The sequence below is a fragment of the Lebetimonas natsushimae genome (genome assembly GCF_002335445.1).
In the GTDB taxonomy this organism is placed as follows: Bacteria; Campylobacterota; Campylobacteria; order Campylobacterales; family Nautiliaceae; genus Lebetimonas; species Lebetimonas natsushimae.
In genome coordinates this window covers 508,938-526,915 of the sequence record NZ_BDME01000001.1, presented here as the reverse complement: position 1 = coordinate 526,915, position 17,978 = coordinate 508,938, and the positions used below count along the sequence as shown (strand labels likewise).

Annotated in this window: 17 protein-coding genes; 11 read left to right on the top strand and 6 right to left on the bottom strand. The window is 29.1% G+C overall.

Annotated features, from left to right (window positions below):
• Position 1: 1 nt before the first annotated feature.
• From hslU to rplI, 3 genes are read right to left on the bottom strand one after another with little or no spacing between them, the layout of a single operon-like run.
• Positions 2 to 1,315 (bottom strand): HslU--HslV peptidase ATPase subunit, encoded by a 1,314-nt coding sequence (gene hslU / locus LNAT_RS02970; protein ID WP_096258435.1) that lies wholly within the window; start codon positions 1,313 to 1,315, stop codon positions 2 to 4.
• Positions 1,312 to 1,863 carry an ATP-dependent protease subunit HslV gene (gene hslV / locus LNAT_RS02965; protein WP_096258434.1) on the bottom strand — a complete coding sequence of 184 codons (552 nt, stop codon included), beginning with the start codon at positions 1,861 to 1,863 and terminating at the stop codon, positions 1,312 to 1,314. The genes hslU and hslV overlap by 4 nt, the downstream gene beginning before the upstream one ends.
• Positions 1,863 to 2,303, bottom strand: coding sequence for a 50S ribosomal protein L9 (rplI, locus tag LNAT_RS02960; RefSeq protein WP_096258433.1), 441 nt, complete (start codon positions 2,301 to 2,303; stop codon positions 1,863 to 1,865). Before rplI ends, hslV begins: the two co-directional genes overlap by 1 nt.
• 89 nt (positions 2,304 to 2,392) lie before the next feature.
• Here rplI and LNAT_RS02955 point away from each other — a divergent pair, with 89 nt between their 5' ends.
• Genes LNAT_RS02955 through LNAT_RS02935 form a run of 5 tightly spaced genes read left to right on the top strand, consistent with a single transcriptional unit; the run spans position 2,393 to position 7,637 of the window.
• Entirely contained in the window at positions 2,393 to 2,821 is a 429-nt protein-coding gene (locus LNAT_RS02955; RefSeq protein ID WP_096258432.1) for a PAS domain-containing protein, read from the top strand.
• The gene (locus LNAT_RS02950) at positions 2,818 to 3,813 is read left to right on the top strand and encodes an Hpt domain-containing protein (protein ID WP_096258431.1); all 996 of its coding nucleotides are present in this window, start codon (positions 2,818 to 2,820) and stop codon (positions 3,811 to 3,813) included. The genes LNAT_RS02955 and LNAT_RS02950 overlap by 4 nt, the downstream gene beginning before the upstream one ends.
• Entirely contained in the window at positions 3,813 to 4,190 is a 378-nt protein-coding gene (locus tag LNAT_RS02945; protein WP_096258430.1) for an SEL1-like repeat protein, read from the top strand. The genes LNAT_RS02950 and LNAT_RS02945 overlap by 1 nt, the downstream gene beginning before the upstream one ends.
• Positions 4,187 to 7,288, top strand: a complete 3,102-nt coding sequence (locus LNAT_RS02940) for a response regulator (RefSeq protein WP_096258429.1) — start codon at positions 4,187 to 4,189, stop codon at positions 7,286 to 7,288. Before LNAT_RS02945 ends, LNAT_RS02940 begins: the two co-directional genes overlap by 4 nt.
• Positions 7,281 to 7,637 carry a response regulator gene (locus LNAT_RS02935; protein WP_096258428.1) on the top strand — a complete coding sequence of 119 codons (357 nt, stop codon included), beginning with the start codon at positions 7,281 to 7,283 and terminating at the stop codon, positions 7,635 to 7,637. Before LNAT_RS02940 ends, LNAT_RS02935 begins: the two co-directional genes overlap by 8 nt.
• On the opposite strand, the gene mqnE is transcribed toward LNAT_RS02935, so the two are convergent.
• Positions 7,628 to 8,650, bottom strand: a complete 1,023-nt coding sequence (gene mqnE, locus LNAT_RS02930) for an aminofutalosine synthase MqnE (RefSeq protein WP_096258427.1) — start codon at positions 8,648 to 8,650, stop codon at positions 7,628 to 7,630. The genes LNAT_RS02935 and mqnE overlap by 10 nt on opposite strands.
• A gap of 47 nt (positions 8,651 to 8,697) precedes the next feature.
• Here mqnE and LNAT_RS02925 point away from each other — a divergent pair, with 47 nt between their 5' ends.
• Both LNAT_RS02925 and LNAT_RS02920 read left to right on the top strand, forming a co-directional pair.
• Entirely contained in the window at positions 8,698 to 11,130 is a 2,433-nt protein-coding gene (locus tag LNAT_RS02925) for a [protein-PII] uridylyltransferase family protein (protein WP_096258426.1), read from the top strand.
• The gene (locus LNAT_RS02920; protein WP_096258425.1) at positions 11,127 to 12,785 is read left to right on the top strand and encodes a GGDEF domain-containing protein; all 1,659 of its coding nucleotides are present in this window, start codon (positions 11,127 to 11,129) and stop codon (positions 12,783 to 12,785) included. Before LNAT_RS02925 ends, LNAT_RS02920 begins: the two co-directional genes overlap by 4 nt.
• Here the strand turns inward: LNAT_RS02920 and LNAT_RS02915 are convergent.
• Positions 12,775 to 13,536 carry a 3'-5' exonuclease gene (locus LNAT_RS02915; RefSeq protein WP_096258424.1) on the bottom strand — a complete coding sequence of 254 codons (762 nt, stop codon included), beginning with the start codon at positions 13,534 to 13,536 and terminating at the stop codon, positions 12,775 to 12,777. The two genes, LNAT_RS02920 and LNAT_RS02915, sit on opposite strands and share 11 nt — an antisense overlap.
• 144 nt (positions 13,537 to 13,680) lie before the next feature.
• Here LNAT_RS02915 and aroF point away from each other — a divergent pair, with 144 nt between their 5' ends.
• The 4 genes from aroF (at position 13,681) to pyk (ending at position 17,706) form a co-directional block, all read left to right on the top strand.
• The gene (aroF, locus tag LNAT_RS02910; protein WP_096258423.1) at positions 13,681 to 14,739 is read left to right on the top strand and encodes a 3-deoxy-7-phosphoheptulonate synthase; all 1,059 of its coding nucleotides are present in this window, start codon (positions 13,681 to 13,683) and stop codon (positions 14,737 to 14,739) included.
• An 89-nt stretch (positions 14,740 to 14,828) separates the two neighbouring features.
• Positions 14,829 to 15,683, top strand: coding sequence for a KaiC domain-containing protein (locus LNAT_RS02905; protein ID WP_202970418.1), 855 nt, complete (start codon positions 14,829 to 14,831; stop codon positions 15,681 to 15,683).
• The gene (locus tag LNAT_RS02900) at positions 15,680 to 16,324 is read left to right on the top strand and encodes a bacterio-opsin activator (protein WP_096258421.1); all 645 of its coding nucleotides are present in this window, start codon (positions 15,680 to 15,682) and stop codon (positions 16,322 to 16,324) included. The genes LNAT_RS02905 and LNAT_RS02900 overlap by 4 nt, the downstream gene beginning before the upstream one ends.
• Positions 16,324 to 17,706 (top strand): pyruvate kinase, encoded by a 1,383-nt coding sequence (pyk, locus tag LNAT_RS02895; protein WP_096258420.1) that lies wholly within the window; start codon positions 16,324 to 16,326, stop codon positions 17,704 to 17,706. The genes LNAT_RS02900 and pyk overlap by 1 nt, the downstream gene beginning before the upstream one ends.
• On the opposite strand, the gene LNAT_RS02890 is transcribed toward pyk, so the two are convergent.
• On the bottom strand, positions 17,703 to 17,978 hold the full coding sequence (locus LNAT_RS02890) for a DUF503 domain-containing protein (protein WP_096258419.1): 276 nt from the start codon (positions 17,976 to 17,978) through the stop codon (positions 17,703 to 17,705). The genes pyk and LNAT_RS02890 overlap by 4 nt on opposite strands.

The following is a 17,978-nucleotide window of genomic DNA, read 5'->3' as shown; positions in this document are numbered from 1 at the left end:
CTTATAAAATATATTTGGTTATTTCTTCATTTTCTACTATATCGTCAAGTTTGCTTTTTACATAAGCCTCATCTATTATAAATTCTTTACCTTTATATTCATCGGCACTGAAATTAATATCTTCCAAAACTTTTTCTACTACTGTATGAAGACGTCTAGCTCCTATGTCTTCCGTTTTTTCGTTTGCCAAAAATGCATATTTTGCAATTTCTCTTAATGCACTTTCAGTAAATTTTAAGGTAACATCTTCCACTTCAAGTAGTTTTTCATATTGTTTAATTAATGAATGTTTAGGTTTAGTTAATATTTGATATAAAGCTTCCTCATCAAGACTTTGCAATTCAACTCTTAAAGGGAATCTACCCTGAAGTTCTGGAATAAGGTCACTTGGTTTACTTACATGAAAAGCACCCGCTGCAATAAATAAAATATGATCAGTTTTTACATAGCCGAATTTTGTATTAACTGTAGAACCTTCCACAATTGGGAGCAAATCCCTCTGAACTCCTTCTTTGCTAGGGTCTTGTCTTTGATTTCCGGTTGCTGCAATTTTATCAATTTCATCAATAAAAATAATTCCATTTTCAGCTCTTCTTAAAGCTTCTTTTTTAAGTTCCTCTTTACTTATAACCTTTTCAGCTGCTTCTTTTTTAAGAAGCTCTTTTGCTTCTTTTACAGTTACTTCTTTTTTTTCTTTATTTTTATTGAAAATTCCTATAATTTTTACAATACTTTCCTGGGCTTTTATCATTTCAGGAGGAAGATTGTCATCCCCTTCCATTCCTTCTTCCACTTCAATTGTAATCTTTAAATGGTCAACTTCTCCGTTTTTAACTTTCTGTTTCATTTTTTCAAATGTATGGCTGTATTCAATCTGTTTAGATTCTGGAGCGTTTTTTGGAAGAGGAGGAATCAGTTTTTTTGTAATTTCCTCGATTACATTTTCCTCAATTTTTTCTTTTGCGGCTTCTTGCATTTCTTCTCTTACCAAATTAAAAGAATTATTAACCAAATCCCTAATCATGCTTTCAACATCACGTCCAACAAATCCAACTTCCGTATATTTACTTGCTTCAACTTTTACAAACGGAAGTTTCATCATTTTAGCCATTCTTCTTGCTATCTCCGTTTTACCTACTCCTGTTGGCCCTATCATCATAATGTTTTTTGGCATAATATCATCTTGCCATTCTTTTGGAAGCTGCATTCTTCTATATCTGTTTCTGAGAGCTATTGCTATTGTTTTTTTAGCTTCTTTTTGACCGATAATATATTCATCAAGATACTGTACAATTTCTTTTGGTGTTAAATTCATCTTTTCCCTTCAATTTTTAAAATTTTAATATTATGATTGGTATATATACATAAATCGGCCGCTATATGCAAAGACTCTTTTACAATTTCTTCAGGAGCAAGATTTGAATGTTTTACAAGTGCCCTTGCAGCTGAAATTGCATAATTACCGCCGCTCCCAATAGCTGCAAGTTCTCCATCTTCTGGTTCTACTACATCCCCGTTTCCGCTCAAAATAAAAATATGCTCAGGATTTAACACTATCATCATTGCTTCAAGACGTCTTAAATATTTGTCTTTCCTCCATGCTTTTCCAAAATCAATAACTGATTTTACCAAATCCCCTTTTCTTTGCTGAAGATTGTTTTCAAACATGTCGAATAAAATAAACGCATCAGCGGTGCTTCCTGCAAAACCCGCCAGTACTTTTCCGTTATAAAGAGTCCTTATTTTTGTGGCGTTTCCTTTTAAAACTGTATGGCCAAAAGTAACCTGGCCGTCACCTCCAATTACTGCAATACCGTTTTTTCTAACCCCAAGTATTGTAGTTGCTTCTAAATTAATTTTCATTATTCACCTTCAACTACAAGTTTAAGGTTGGCATGAATTCCATGTCCCAATTTTATATCAATATTATATTCTCCTACAGTTTTAATCTGCTGCATTTCAATATGTTTCTTGTCAATATCGATTCCGTTTTCTCTTAATTTTTCGGCAACCTCTTTATTTGTAATAGCTCCATAAAGTTGTCCGTTAGCCCCTAGCTTGTGTTTAATAACGATAGATGTATTTTCTATTTTTTCTTTTATTTCATTTAATCTAGCAATTTCTTTTTTCAACTCTTCTTGTTTTTTCTTTTGTTCTTCTTCCCACTCTTTTATAACTTCAGGAGTGGCAAGTTTTGCAAAACCTTTTGGGATAAGATAATTTCTTGCATATCCATCTTTTGCATTTTTAATTTCACCTGCTTTTCCAAGCCCCTTTACATCTTTTATAAGTAAAACTTTCATAAAAATCCCTTTTTTTATTTGCATTTTACTAAATTTTAGATAAAATAGCAAAAATTAAGTTTCCATTAAAATCATTTTAAGGTACAACAATGAGACCTAAACCGATTGATGAAGAAGTTACTTTTGAAGATGTTGGTGTTATAGGCAGACCAATTATAAGTAAAACTGACCTTAAAGGCATAATAACATATGCAAATACCCCTTTTTGCAAACTTTCCGGATATTCTAAAAAAGAGTTAATTGGCAAACCTCACAATATTATAAGACATCCCGATATGCCAAAAGCAGTTTTTAAACAAATGTGGGAGACAATTGAAAGAAACGAAAAATTCAGAGGATTTATAAAAAATTTAAGAAAAGATGGAAAATATTATTGGGTAGAAGCATTTATAGAACCTATTTTTGATGACAACGGCATAAAAATAGGTTATATAGCCGCCAGAAGACCGGTATCAAAAGAAGACAAAGAAAAATATGAAAAAATTTATAAAGAAATGAAAGAAAGGGAAGAAAAATGATAATCTATGAAAATGGTAAAATAATAGCAGTAAGTAAAAATTTGTTAAATTTATTTAATGCTTCTTTGGAAAAGGTGTCTGAAATAATTACAAAAATTGAATTAGAAATGGCAATCCTTAATCAACATTCAATAGAACTGTTTAATATCGTATTTAAAATAAAAAAAGAAGAACTTTTGACTTTAAAAAATTTAGATATATATATTTTGGAAAAAATAGAAGAAAAAAGTTTTAATACAGAAGAGCCTTTATTAAATACTTCAATCAACCAACCAAACATTCAAAATCCTGATCAATTTGAACTTGAAAAACCATTAATAAATGATAATGAAGTATTAAATATTCCTATTGAAGAAACTCCGCAGACATTATCTGTTCCTGAAATAATTGAAGAAGAAGAAAATAAACCAATTGAATTAAATTTCAACGATAATATTACCGAATGCGAAAAAATTTTTGAGAAAAAGGACAAAATTAATGAAACAATAAAAAAAGAATTACAACTAGCAACAGAAGATTTGGGAATTGATGAAAAAATGGCAAATGAGTTATTTGAAGACTTGCTCAATCAAATTAAAAACAAAAAAAATGAACTATATAAAGCTATAAATGCACAAAATTATGAAGAAATACATAAAATAGCGCATTATTTAAAAGGAGCTTGTCTTAATTTAAGATTATCTAACTTGGCATTTATATTTAAAACAATTGATGAAGAATCAAAAAATAAAACTGAAATTAACAAAATCAAAGAACTTACAGATAAATTATATGATTATATTAACCCACTTTTTAATAAAGAAGAAACGAAAAATACAAAAAATATAGAAATAGATCCTAAAATCAAACATCTTGTTATAAACACAATCAGATACTATTTAGAAACACAGGATGAAAAAAAATTCCAACAAGATAAAAAATACATTGAAAAATTATTAAACACACGTATTGATAACATTAATGACTTAGAGGGAATTTTAAAAGGAAACTAATGAAAAAAACAATTATTTTTATTGGGGCTTTGGTGTTTGCACAAAATTTATATTTTTCCGCATTTAAAGACATACAAAAAGCTAAAAGATTTATTAACACAAATCCTGAAAAAGCACAAAGGCTTTTTATTGAAGCTAGCAGTTATTTAAAAGAAATAGTAAATACTTCTATAAATAAAAAAGAACCTTCGGCGCAGGCATTGGCATTACTTGGCGAATTATATTTAAACGGATGGGGTGTCGAAAAAAATTTAAAAAAAGCAACTTTGTTATTATGTGCAGCGAAAAGTTTAGGTAATTATAAAGCTAAAAAACTAATTAAAACTAATAAACTAATCTGTCCTAAAACAATTAATATTAAGGAGATAAAACAATGAAATTATCACTATCAAAATTATTGGCAATTGCTATTTGGCTCCCTTCTTTAATTTTAATCAGTTGGAGCGGTTACAATTTATATACCCAATTTAAAAAATACAATGAATATAAATTAAACATCAAATATCTCGAACTGGGTAATAGACTTGAAAATTTATTAGTATATTTAGGTCAAGAGAGGGGGGTGAGTTCTATTTATTCAATTTCAAAAGGAAATTATCCAAAATCAAAAGAACTTGTTTTACAAAAAAGAATTCTTTTTGATAAAGCAATTAAAGACTTAAGAGATTTTATACATAAAAATCCGGAATTTTATTCAGAAATTAAAAATGTACTGAATAAATTAAATAATTTACAAAATGTCAGACATAAAATTGATTCTTTTTCCAAAGATTATATTCATTCATATTTTTTTACCTATTACACAGATCTGGAAAATTCAATATTAAATGCAGAATCCAGAATTTTTAAACATTTCCCTCAAGTTGTAAAACCAAATTTTGCATTAAAACTTGAATTAGATAAAATGATTGCATATTCAGGTATTACTAGAGGTTTCGGTTCATATTTCATTACTGCTGACATACCAATGAGTGATAAAGATTATGAAAATATTTTAATGAAATATTTTCATGATTCAAATATTTTAATAACCAATTTAAGTAATAATCCAAGGGCAAAAGGATTTTTTAATGATCCTCAATTTAAAAAAATAGAAAAAGCTATTAAAGACACAATTTTTTATATTCAACAAGCCAATATGGGGTATTATTTAAACAATAATTTTGAAGGTTATCCTATTGATGCTATAGACTATTTTAATATTTTTACAAAAAGAATTTCATTTTTTAAAAATTCTACAAATGCAATAAATAACGATATCAATAAGCAGATTAATACTTTAATTTCTGAAATTATTAAAAAAAGAAATATAGCAATTGTTATCTTTATAATTGCAGTTATTGTTTTATTATTGGGTTATTTTATTAATAAAACAATAAGAAGCCATATTAAAGCTTTATCAAATATGTTAACAAAATTAGCTCCAATTACAGGAGAAAATGTTAAAATTGATATAAACTCTCCAAAAGGAATGAATGAAGCACTAAAAATAACCGAGGAAGCTATTGCAATTACACAAGAAGCGGTTAAAAAATCAGAAGAGGCTTCAAAAGCCAAATCTTTATTTTTAGCAAATATGTCCCATGAAATCAGAACTCCTTTAAATGGAATTTTAGGATTCTTGGAACTTCTTAAAACAACTGAACTTACCCCAGAACAGCATGATTATATTAACACAATTGCCCAAAGTGCAGAAAATCTACTTCAAATTGTAAATAATATTTTGGATGTTTCAAAAATTGAAAGCAACAAATTAACACTTGAAATAATCGATTTCAAAATTGAAGATGAAATTGAAAACACTTTAGAGGTTTTTGCAACACCGTGTGCTCAAAAAGAAATTGAATATGTGGCTTATATTTCTCCGGATTTACCAAGCATTGTAAAAGGTGACGTTTTAAAAATAAAAGAAATATTAACGAACTTAATTAATAACGCAATCAAATTTACACACAAAAACGGGCTTATCGAAGTAACTGCAAAATTAAACAAAATAGAAAACAATAAGGCTAATATTTATTTTGAAGTAAAAGACACTGGTATAGGTATGAGCGAAGAACAGAAAAATAAAATATTTGAAGCGTTTGCACAGGCAGATGAAAGTGTTACAAGGAAATACGGAGGTACTGGATTAGGACTCACAATTGTTAAATCATATATTGAAATGATGGGTGGGGAAATTAAAGTTGACAGCGAAATTAATAAAGGTAGTAAATTTTATTTTGACTTATGGTTTGATATAGTGGATCCGGCACCTAAATACAGATCAAAATCATTATCCGATGTAACTGTTGCTTTTCTAAATACTTTTAAAGACAGCAGAAGAAAAGAAATTTCTTTTGAATATTTAAATTACTTTGGTATTAATAAAATAGGATTTAACAGTTTAGATGAATTAAATAAAATAATTAAAAAAGAAAAAATTAACGGTATAGTCGTATTTTATGAAGAAAGCGAAAAAGACAAAATATATGAATTATTAAATTCAGATCTCCCTATTATATTTGTTTCATCATTAGCCAATAAGCAAAAAATAGATGAATTAAATTTAGATAGTTTTAATATTTTTGATCCAAATGTTCCGTCTAAAACATATAATGCGATTCTTTATTCAAAAGAAGAAATAAAAAGAGAAATAAAACAAGCCCAAAAAGAAAAACAAATTTATGAATTGAATGCATTAATAGCAGAAGACAATCCTATTAACATGAAACTTCTTGAAACCACATTAAAAAATTTGGGCATTAAAGCTGATACAGCTCATAATGGGCTAGAAGCATTTAATAAGTACTCCATGAACCCTGAAAAATATGATGTTATATTTATGGACGCACAAATGCCTGTAATGGATGGAATTGAAGCCACTCAAGAAATTCTGGAATTTGAAAAAGAAGAAGAAATTCCACATACTCCGATAATAGCTGTTACTGCTAACGTTTTAAAAGGAGATAGGGAAAGATTTTTAGGTGCAGGTATGGATGATTATATTTCAAAACCAATAAAAAAAGAAGAATTATTAAGAATTATTGAAAACATTTCCAAAAACAAATATTCAAAACATACTGCAAATGAAGAAAATACAGACAATATTGAAACTGTTATAAAAACTGAAGAAACCGCTTCAGAAAAAGAAGAACAACTTAAAGAACCGAAAGTATCATCAAATACGCCAAATATTATCATTGCAACTGAAGCAGATTTATTGGCAGATTATTTACAAAGCATAATTCCAGATGGAAAAGTTGCTAAAAATTTAAATGAATTATCAAAATTAGTAGAATATAATTCAAACAATATTGTCTTACTTGAAGAAGGTTTTAATAATTCTGATATATCCCAATTAGTTAAAACTTTAAAAAATAACAATATTAAAATTATTGCTATAACCAATAAAGATGTAGAAGCTGATATAATTCTAAAAAATTTATTACCGGATAATATTTTAGAATCAATAAAAAGGTTAACAAATGAGTAAAAAAATATTGATAGTAGATGATGACGCTACAAATAGAAAATTATTAGCAACAATATTAAAAAAAGGCGGATATGAACCTATTGAAGCCGAAAACGGTTTAGAAGCTCTTAATAAACTTACACCGGATATCAAAATAATTCTTTTAGATTTGATAATGCCTTTAATGGGGGGATTGGAATTTTTAGAAATTTTTCCTTCAAAAAAGCCGGAATGTATGAATATTCCTGTTTTAGTATTAACTACTGATGATTCCAAAAAAACGGAAGCTTTACATAAAGGAGCGAAAGAAGTAATAATTAAGCCGATTAACCCTACACTTTTATTAGATAAAATTTCATCTTATTTATAAACTTTTATTTCATTATACAGACTATCCCTCTCTACCGGGATGAATCCGCTATCTTTTATTAAATGTATAAGTTCATCTAATTTTAAACCATTGGCAGAAGCAGCTCCCGCAGCTGAGTTTATTGATTCTTTTTCTATAGTTCCGTCAATATCATCAGCACCGTAATTTTGAGCTACAAGAGAAAGATTTAAAGTGGTTGTTACCCAATATGCTTTTATGTGGGGAACATTTTCAAGCAAAATTCTGCTTATTGCAATAGTTTTTAAAATTTCAACTCCCGTTAAAAATTTATCTACATTCAGATAATTGTTTTTTCTCTGATAAACTAAGGGGATAAATGCATTAAATCCGCCCGTTTTATCCTGAAGTCTTTTTATTCTTAACATATGGTCTATTCTATGGGCTCTATTTTCTATATGTCCAAAAAGCATAGTGGCATTTGATTTTTTGCCGCGTTTATGCCAAAGTTCGTGAATTTTAAGCCAGTTTTCACTACTTACTTTTCCTTTGCATATTTTAGCTCTTACTCCTTCATCAAATATTTCAGCCCCTCCCCCTGGCATAGAATCAACACCTGCTTCAATCATATCATCAAGAACTTCCTCATAACTTTTACCGCTAAGAGAGCTTAAAAAATTAACCTCAGCCGCCGTAAAAGCTTTTATATGAATATCAGGAAGTTCTTTTTTTATTTCCTTTACAATATTCATATAATAATCATACCCTACATGAGGATTATGGGCTGAGACTATATGAACTTCTTTTGCACCTTTGCTGTATGCGTTTTTTGCAATATTTACACATTCTTCGATACTCAATGTATAAGGATTTGGATTTTTTCTGTGAGCTGAAAAAGCACAGAACTTACATACATCTTTGCAGATATTACTCGGATTTATATGTCTGTTTATATTAAAATATGTTTTTTTACCGTATTTTTGAGTTCTTATTTCATTTGCTCTCTCCCCCAAACTAAATAAATCCAAATCATAAAGTTGTAATTCTTTTTCCAATAGCTATCCTTTATTTTTTATGATAAAATAGCACAAAAAAGGCAAAAATGCAACTGGAAGAATTAATTTACACAAGCAATAATGATTTAGAAATTACAAAAAAGTTTAAAGAGGAAATAAAAAACTATCTTCAAAATGTCGTAATAGAAGGCGGTAAAGATTTTTTTGTCAAACATACCAAAAAAATGGATTATTTTATAACCCTCATTTATAAATATTTAATAAAAAAGAATTTTGATAATTATGCCCCTTTGATGAATTCAATTCCTATATCAATCATAGCTTTAGGTAGTTATGGAAGGGAACAGTTATCCATTTATTCGGATATCGATATAATGATTGTTTATAAAGACATTAAAGGTTTCAATATTCATTCATTAATAGAAAACTTTATAACTATGCTTTGGGACTTAGGTTTAAAAATAGGCCACAGGGTTCACGAAATAAAAGACCTGTTCCCGGCAAGCAACGAAGATATTACTATAAAAACGGCATTCCTTGAATCAAGATTTATTACAGGCAGCAAATTTTTATGGACTGAAACCCAAAATGAACTTAATAAAATTAGAAATTACAATAAAAAAGAATTCATACTTGCAAAATATGAAGAAATGTTACTTCGTCATCAAAAATACCCTGTTTCAATGGAACCAAATATTAAAGAAGGTTTTGGAGGTATAAGGGATTCAAACACGCTTCTTTGGATCAGTAAAGTACTTTTTAATTACCCAAACACTTCTTATTTAGTGCCTAAATACATAAATGAAAAAGATTTTAGGGATTACAGAACTTCGCTTGAATTTTTATTTAAAACGAGGGTTTATCTGCATTTGGCAGCCAAAAAAAAACTGGATAAAGTTTTAATCCAATACCAAAGGGAAGTCGCCCTGCTCCTCGGATATAGCGATTCACCCAGAATTAAAGCTGAGAGAAAATTTATAAAAGATTTATTAAAAGCGTTATGGAAGATCAATTTAATAACAAACATCACTATAAAAAAACTTATAAAACCGTTTTTATATAAATATTCGTTTTCCAAAATAAAAGAAATGAGAATAGAAAAAAATTGTTACTTGTGCGAAAACACCTTATATACAAGATTTAATTTAAAAACAAAATTTTCAGAAATTATTAGTCTGCTTTTAAACATAAATTTTAATAAAACCGACATCTCTCTAATTTCTATACTAAAAGACAGCAAATATCAAAAAATAAATATAAAAAAATTATTTTATAAAGAAAATTTATACCCGCTTTGTTTTGCATTGTACAGGGCTGAAAAACTGGAAAAAATAATACCGCCGTTTGAAAAAGTTAAATTTTTAGCCCAATTTGACGGATATCACCAATACCCGGTAGATATTCATTCTTTATATACATTAAAAGAATTGGAAGCACTTGAAGAATTTAAGAAATTATCACAAAAAGACAGAAGTATTTTAAGATTCAGCGCTTTTTTCCATGATTTGGGAAAAGGAAGAAGTGGAGATCACAGCATAATCGGGGCAAGAATTGCAAAAAATTTTGCCAAAAGTATCGGATTTGAAGATGAAATTATTTCAAAACTTATAAAATACCATACATTAATGTCAAATGTTGCCCAAAGAGAAGATATTTATAATGACAAGGTAATACTCTCTTTTGCAGAAATTATAGAAAATGAAAGATTTTTAAATCTTTTATATATTCTAACAATAGCTGACATAAAAGCGGTAGGGAAAGATATATTTACACCTTTTAAAGCAAGTCTGTTAAAAACACTTTACGAAAATACATTAATCGCTTTAAAACATAAAGAATTAATCAATGAAATAACCATAAGAAAAAGAAAAGAAACGATTCTAAAAAATAAAGAAGAATTTAAAAATTTACCAAAATCACTTCAAAAGCAGGTTTTATCCTCTCCTTCAAATCAGCTTTTTTTACAAAACAGTATAAATGAAATATTAGATTTAATTTTATGGATAAAAGATACCAGAAATTATATATATAAAATAGAAAACAAACCACATTTAATTATACATCTGGCAAAAGAAGATAATTTAAATTTTTACATCGGATGGTTCTTGGAAAAATTAAACTTAAATCTTAATCATTTAAGTATTTATAAAATAGGAAATATAAAATATTTCAAAATGGAATTCAATGAAAAACTAGAACAGTTTGACATTCCTCTTATTGAAAACTATATAAAAAAAGCATTTGAAAACAATAAAGAGATAAAAACTGAAATCAGATTTAACAAAAGGGAAATTAAAATTGACTGTATGCATTCACCAAACTATGCGGCAATGAAAATTCAAACACCTGATAAAAAAGGAATTGTTTCAACCATACTTCAAGTATTAGATAAATTCGAAATCAGAGTTGAAGATGTCAAAATTTCAACACAAAAAAATCTTGCAAGGGATTTGTTTATTATTTCTAAAGAAAATCATTTCTGTGAAAAAAAAGATAAAATCATTAGGGCATTGACATGAAAAAAAGAATATTAATTATCATTGCATTGATAATGATAATTACCACAGTAATCAGAACTGTCGCAATTTCATATTCTTTTTTAAATTTTTCAGATACAGTTATTGAAAATGAAAACTGTTTTATAAAAGACCTGTTTTTAGAGAACAATGAAAAAGATTATTACAAATTATTAAATATTATTAAACATTCAAAACATATTAAAAATGCTGTCATTTTGGAAGAAACAAATATACCTAAAACTGTTTATGACAGAAAAAACAAAGTGATTGTCTCTTACATAAATTTGGGAAAGGGAAAAATATTAAAAATTATTTATAATGCGGAAGAATTTTATAACAAATTATATATAGCCTTGGCTAAATTAATAGCGATAGGTTTATTTTCTTTAATAATTATAATTTTAATTGTCAATTATTACTTAAATCCATATTTGGAAATTTTCGAAAGCATAAGCAAAAGTACAAAAGAAATTTTAAAAGGAAAATTTAATCAACAAATTTCCACTAAATTAAACGGAGAAGCAAAAAATTTTGTAAATTCTTACAATTACTTTCTAAAAAAACTCAAAGAGAGTTTTGGAGTAATTGAGGAAAAATATACAACGTTAATTGAAAAAGAAAAAAGTAACGATCCACTTAACGATGCAAAAGAAACCATTGAACAGTTAAGCGAAATTTTTAAATTTAAAAGACTTATAGAAGAAGATATAGACGTGGAAAGTATTTTAAAACGGTTAATAGATGTAATTAAAAATTACGGTATAAACCATTTTGTTTTAATAGGAATAGACAATAATAAAAAAGAGATTATTTATTCGAAAACAGAAGGCGATGAATGCTGTGATATAACAGATAATTTTAATTTATGCAGAGCATACAGAACAAAAAATATAATCAATTCAATACAGTATCCAAAAATCTGCCAAAGGCATTTTTGTGAAAACGATTATATCTGCATACCTTTTTCCAACAGCGGTAATTTTACCGGCATATTAAAAATAATGATAAATAAAAATGAAACAGAAAAAATAAAACACGACTTGCCTTATATAAAAGCATATTTAAATGAAATTTCATCAATTATAGAATCAAAATATACATTGGAACTGCTTCATGAACAAAGCATAAAAGATCCTCTTACAGGTCTTTTTAACAGAAGATTTTTAGAAAAAACTCTCCCTATTGTTATGGGAAGTGCAAACAGGGAAGAGAGAAAAATTGGATTTTTGATGATTGACATTGACCATTTCAAACGGGTAAATGATACATACGGACACAAAAACGGTGATTTGGTTTTACAAAAATTATCTGATATTATAAAAAACAGTATCAGAAAAAGCGATATTGCCGTGCGTTATGGGGGAGAAGAATTTTTAGTTATATTGCAAAACATAAAAGATATAAACGATGCAATAAATGTTGCCGAGAAAATAAGAAAAAACATTGAAAACACTGAAATAGAACTGGATAACGGAAAAACGATTAAAAAGACCATAAGTGTCGGTGTCAGCATTTATCCGGATCAGTGTAAAAAAGGCTGGGAGTGTATAAAATTTGCAGATATGGCACTTTATGAAGCAAAAAACAGCGGAAGAAACAAAGTAGTTTTATTTAATAAAAATCTTGCAGAATATAAAAATTATATTAATACTTAGATTTTTTTGGTTTATTTTTATTTTTTCTGGGTTTGCCAAACTCAATCAAATCTTCCGCACTGACTATTTCTGCTGGTAAATTTTTTAAACATTTCAAAAACACTCTTGCAGCTGTCTTGGCATCTCCAAGGGCTCTATGATGGGTTTCCTCAGGCAAATTCAACTCTTCCATTAAATATTTTAATCCGTAACGGTTAGCTTCAATTGTTTTTTGAGAAAGAGTCAGGGTACATAAATGTCTGTTTAAAAGTTTTCCCAAATTTTCTTTTTCGAACTGATATGCTAAAAAATTAAAATCAAAATCGGCCGGATGCGCTACAAATACAGAATCTCCCAAAAAAAGCCTGAATTTTTTAAGTATCTCTTTTTGAGAAAGTTTATTTTCAAGCATTTTTTGATTAATTCCAGTAACTCTTTCTACAAAAATAGGCACTTCATCTGCATAAATTAAAAAATCAAAACTATCAGCTATTTCTAAATTTTTTATTTTTACAGCCCCTATTTCAATAACCTGACCAATATTTGGTTTAGAATTGTTAACTTCAATATCGACAACAGTATATTCGGCTTTTTGATAAGGAATTAATGCTGTTTTTAAAAAAACTTTTTTATCAATAATTGTTAATGGGAATCCCTGAAATTTCAATATATTATATAAACTTTGAAAATCAAATCCAGGATAATCTTTTGAAAAAATCTTTAAGAACTTTTCTTTTGTCACACCCTCTTTTAATAAATTAATTTTGTCCATTTTTCACTTTTTAACGAAATTATAACAATAAAAACAAAAAAATATAACAAATAATGGAAAAAAATTATTAATTGATATATTTTTTTATTGACATAAAGTAAAAACTTCATTATAATTGCAAAAAAATATATTAAAGGAATATTTATGGTATTAGTGATGAAGGTGGGAGCGAGTGAAGAAGAAATTAACAAAACCATCGAACAGATTAAAGCATGGGGACACGAAGTAAGTGTTGCTCCTGGTGAAAAACAAGTAGTAATAGGAATTATCGGAGATAAAACAGATTTGGCAGGAAAACCTTTAAATACTCTTCCGGGAGTTGCTAAAGTATTAGAAGTTTCAGCTCCTTTTAAAAGAGCCAGCAGAGAATTCCATCCAGAAGATAGTGTTTTTGATATAGAAGGCGTAAAAGTCGGAGGAGGAAATAAAGTAATTATTGCAGGCCCTTGCAGCGTTGATACAGTAGAAAATGTGGTATATCTTGCAAAAGTGGCAAAAGAAAACGGCGCGCATATGCTAAGAGGCGGGGCATATAAACCAAGGACTTCACCATACTCTTTCCAGGGACACGGGGAAGAAGGTCTTAAAATGCTTCTTGAAGCCAAAAAAGAAACAGGACTTCCTATTGTAACTGAGCTTATGAGCATTGAGGATATTGATGTAGTTTACAAATATGCAGACGTTATTCAAATCGGGGCCAGAAATATGCAAAATTTTCCTCTGCTTAAAGCAATAGGAAAACTTGACAAACCGGTGATCCTCAAAAACGGAATCGCATCAACTGTAAAAGAGCATTTAATGAGTGCTGAATATATTATGAGCGAAGGTAATGAACAGGTTATTTTATGCCTTAGGGGAACAAGAACATATGAACCGAGTGTAAGAAACACTCTTGATGTAACATTGGTTCCTATTATGCAAAAAATGACTCATTTGCCTATTATCATAGATCCAAGCCACGCAGCAGGAAAAAGAGAATTTGTAAGTGCCCTTGCTTATGCGGGTATGGCTGTTGGCGCTGACGGATTAATAGTTGAAATGCACAATTGTCCTAAAGAAGCTTTGAGTGATGGAGACCAGGCATTGCTTCCAAGAGATTTTGAATACTTAATGAAAAAATTAAAAGAATTAAAACCTTGGAATCAAAAAGAGTGGTGGGAATTTGACAAACAAAAAGAAACAGACTGCATAAAAGTTAAATAATTCCTCTTTTTCTTCTTTTTATTTTATTTAATTTGATATTAATTTGCTAATATTTTTTGCTATAATATATGCAGGCAAAGGAGTCTGCAATGGAAAAGGAAATATTACTTGATTCAATTATAACTGCAAAAGAAGCACTTAAAAATGCTCCGAAATTAGAAGGTATAACCACAGGCATAGAAGGATTGGATGAACTTTTTTTTATAGCTGAAATCAAAGACAATAAACCTGTAAAAAAACCTCTTGGCGGTATTCCCAAATACAGTGTTTGCAATCTAACAGGTGTTAATGATACAGGAAAAAGCTTGATGGCGGAACAATTCGCTGTACATAGAAGTTCTAAAAACGAAAAAGTATGCTTTATTACAACAGAGACGCCTGCAAATTTTGTGGTTGCTTCACTGAAAGAAAGAGCTGCGGCAATGGGAATCGATGAAAATGTAATAGATGAAAATATAATTTTTATAGATGCGACAGCACACTATAAATTAAGAGATGATGTTTATTCATTTTTGGACACATTAGCATATGCAATTAAAGAATATAAAATTCAAAACGTTGTAATTGATTCTATTACCGGATTTTTTGAAAACAAAGAAATGATGGCAAGAAGCATTGTGAGAATGATTTACAATTTTCTGAAAAAATGGTATCAGACTTCTATTTTAGTATCTCAAAAAAGAAGTGGACATGAACTTCTCAGCAGCGAAGCCGCCGGCGGATATGCGGTAGGTCATATTGTTGATGGAACGATAGTTCTAAGCAAAGAAATAATTGATTCAAGCTATAAAGCGAAAATGTATAAAAAACCGCTCGGGGAAATTGTGAGGCTATTCAGAATAGATGGATGCAGAATGGCTGGGCATGATACAAAAGTGAGATTTCTTGAAATTACCGAAACAGGAATAGTAAAAATATTAAATCCTATAGGAGGTGAAAAATGATTTTAAATGTACATATAAACACTGAAGAAAATATTAAATATTTGGCTGAGAGGGTGTTTTTTAAATCTATTGATTTATTAGGAGGACTTGATAAATTGTCTGAGTATAGAACCCTCACATGGCTGCCAAGCATAGCGAGGGCTGCTTTTGCAATTGTTTTAAAAGAAGAGTTTCTAAAAACTGAAGATGAAATTGCAGAATTTATCGGTCTTACAAGAAATACTGTCAGGGCAATTTTAAGGGCAGATCCAAATTTAGCAATGTATAAACTAGAACATTTTGATGAATTAACTACAGAAGAAAAACAAAATTTAAAAGTTCATACCGCTGGAGGTATTGCAAAACTTGCATATAAACTGGTAAAAGAAGGACAAGATTCCGAAACTCTTATGGAATACTGCAGAAAATTGTCACAAGAGGCAGTTGCTCAGTGTGATACACCTTGGGCATATTTGGTGTTAAAAAATATAAAAGGTGTGAAATATCCAATTCAAAATGCTGAGGATCTTAAACAAATAGAACATCTTGAAATTAAAGGGATAGAAGCAAAAGAAATTTTGCCAAATTTACATTATCCCATTAAAAACCCAGCCCTGCTTTTAAAAGAAATTAAAGAATATCTCCAAATGAAAGGGCTTTAATGAAAAAAGCAAAAATCGTAGCCACCCTGGGCCCTTCTTCCATTGATAAAATAGAAGATATGGTTAAAGCCGGGGTGGACGTTTTCAGACTCAATTTTTCCCATGCAGACCATAAAACACATAAACAGTCAATCATTAAAATAAGGGACATAGCTAAAAAACTAAACTCAAAAACCGCAATTTTACAGGATATCAGCGGACCAAAAATCAGAATCGGGGAAATTAACGGTATACTTGAACTTAAAAGAGGCGATAAAATTCGACTTGTTAAAAAAAATCCAAAAACTGTGTATGATTTAACAATCAGCTATCCGGAAATTATTGACGATGTAAAAATAGGAGAATACGTATTTTTTGCAGATGGCAGCATAAGAACAAAAGTTATCGATAAAGATAAAAATTCCATAACACTTGAAGTTAAAAATGAAGGAGTTTTATCAAGCAGAAAAGGGGTTAATTTTCCACATTCAGATCTTAAAATTTCAGCAATTACTGAAAAAGACAAAAAAGATTTAATTTTCGGTGCAAGAAATCATGTGGATATAGTGGCAATTTCATTTGTCAATTCAAAAGATGATATATTAAAAGCCAAAGAAATTTTAAAAAAACATAATGCATCTCCTTGGGTATTTGCAAAAATTGAAACTAAAAAAGGCGTTGAAAACATTGATGAAATATTAGAAGCTGCAGATGGTGTTATGGTTGCAAGAGGGGATTTGGGAATTGAAGTAGGAATAGAAAAGGTACCTGTTATTCAAAAGAAAATAATTAGAAGAGCCAATAAATTAAAAAAACCTGTAATCACTGCAACCCAAATGCTTTTATCAATGGTAAACTCCCCTTTCCCTACAAGGGCAGAAGTTAGTGATGTAGCAAATGCCGTAATGGACGGAAGTGATGCTGTAATGCTGAGTGATGAAACCACTGTTGGAAAATATCCGATAAAAGCTGTAGAAACACTAAAAAAAGTTATAATTGAAACACAACAAATATACCCATATAACAAAAGATACGAAATTGAAGATATCGATGCAATTGCAGCAAGTGTTTCTGATTTGGACAAAGGGATTAACCCAAAAGCCATAGTCTGTTTTACAAGTTCTGGAACAACTGTAAAAAGCATAGCAAAATACAGACCTAAATCCCCTATTATCGCTGTAACACATAGCAGGGAAACAAGCAGAAAATTAAAAGTCGTCTGGGGAGTTGAAAATATAATTGAAATACCTAAAATTAAAAATCCGGAAAAATTAATTGATAAATTCCGTGAAATTGCGCTTAGGGAAAAAATTCTTAAAGAAAAAGACAAGGTAATTGTCACAATGGGAAGTATTGTAGGTAAAGAAGGCACTACTAATATGATTAGAATTATCGAAATTTAAATAATTTCTACATCAAAATAAAATTCAATTTCTGGAAAATTTCTATATAAAAAATCTTCTATTTTTTTTCTAATTTCCCCAGCCTGTTTTTCATTATGAGCAGCATATACGATTGCTAAACTTGCCTCTTTTGGATATTCTCCCGAGATATCGAGAACAGATACATTAAATTTTTTTAATTTATCTTTGATGGAATTTAAAATTTTTCTTCTCTCTTTAAGAGAAAATACAAAAGGGAGTTCAAAATCGGCAATCATATTTACAATTACCAT

What these genes read in the sequence shown, in the direction of transcription:
- hslU (WP_096258435.1), bottom strand. Translation starts at nt 1,315, where the DNA reads ATGAATTTAACACCAAAAGAAATTGTACAGTATCTTGATGAATATATT.
- hslV (WP_096258434.1), bottom strand. Translation starts at nt 1,863, where the DNA reads ATGAAAATTAATTTAGAAGCAACTACAATACTTGGGGTTAGAAAAAAC.
- rplI (WP_096258433.1), bottom strand. Translation starts at nt 2,303, where the DNA reads ATGAAAGTTTTACTTATAAAAGATGTAAAGGGGCTTGGAAAAGCAGGT.
- LNAT_RS02955 (WP_096258432.1), top strand. Translation starts at nt 2,393, where the DNA reads ATGAGACCTAAACCGATTGATGAAGAAGTTACTTTTGAAGATGTTGGT.
- LNAT_RS02950 (WP_096258431.1), top strand. Translation starts at nt 2,818, where the DNA reads ATGATAATCTATGAAAATGGTAAAATAATAGCAGTAAGTAAAAATTTG.
- LNAT_RS02945 (WP_096258430.1), top strand. Translation starts at nt 3,813, where the DNA reads ATGAAAAAAACAATTATTTTTATTGGGGCTTTGGTGTTTGCACAAAAT.
- LNAT_RS02940 (WP_096258429.1), top strand. Translation starts at nt 4,187, where the DNA reads ATGAAATTATCACTATCAAAATTATTGGCAATTGCTATTTGGCTCCCT.
- LNAT_RS02935 (WP_096258428.1), top strand. Translation starts at nt 7,281, where the DNA reads ATGAGTAAAAAAATATTGATAGTAGATGATGACGCTACAAATAGAAAA.
- LNAT_RS02925 (WP_096258426.1), top strand. Translation starts at nt 8,698, where the DNA reads ATGCAACTGGAAGAATTAATTTACACAAGCAATAATGATTTAGAAATT.
- LNAT_RS02920 (WP_096258425.1), top strand. Translation starts at nt 11,127, where the DNA reads ATGAAAAAAAGAATATTAATTATCATTGCATTGATAATGATAATTACC.
- LNAT_RS02915 (WP_096258424.1), bottom strand. Translation starts at nt 13,536, where the DNA reads ATGGACAAAATTAATTTATTAAAAGAGGGTGTGACAAAAGAAAAGTTC.
- aroF (WP_096258423.1), top strand. Translation starts at nt 13,681, where the DNA reads ATGGTATTAGTGATGAAGGTGGGAGCGAGTGAAGAAGAAATTAACAAA.
- LNAT_RS02905 (WP_202970418.1), top strand. Translation starts at nt 14,829, where the DNA reads ATGGAAAAGGAAATATTACTTGATTCAATTATAACTGCAAAAGAAGCA.
- LNAT_RS02900 (WP_096258421.1), top strand. Translation starts at nt 15,680, where the DNA reads ATGATTTTAAATGTACATATAAACACTGAAGAAAATATTAAATATTTG.
- pyk (WP_096258420.1), top strand. Translation starts at nt 16,324, where the DNA reads ATGAAAAAAGCAAAAATCGTAGCCACCCTGGGCCCTTCTTCCATTGAT.
- LNAT_RS02890 (WP_096258419.1), bottom strand. Translation starts at nt 17,978, where the DNA reads ATGGTAATTGTAAATATGATTGCCGATTTTGAACTCCCTTTTGTATTT.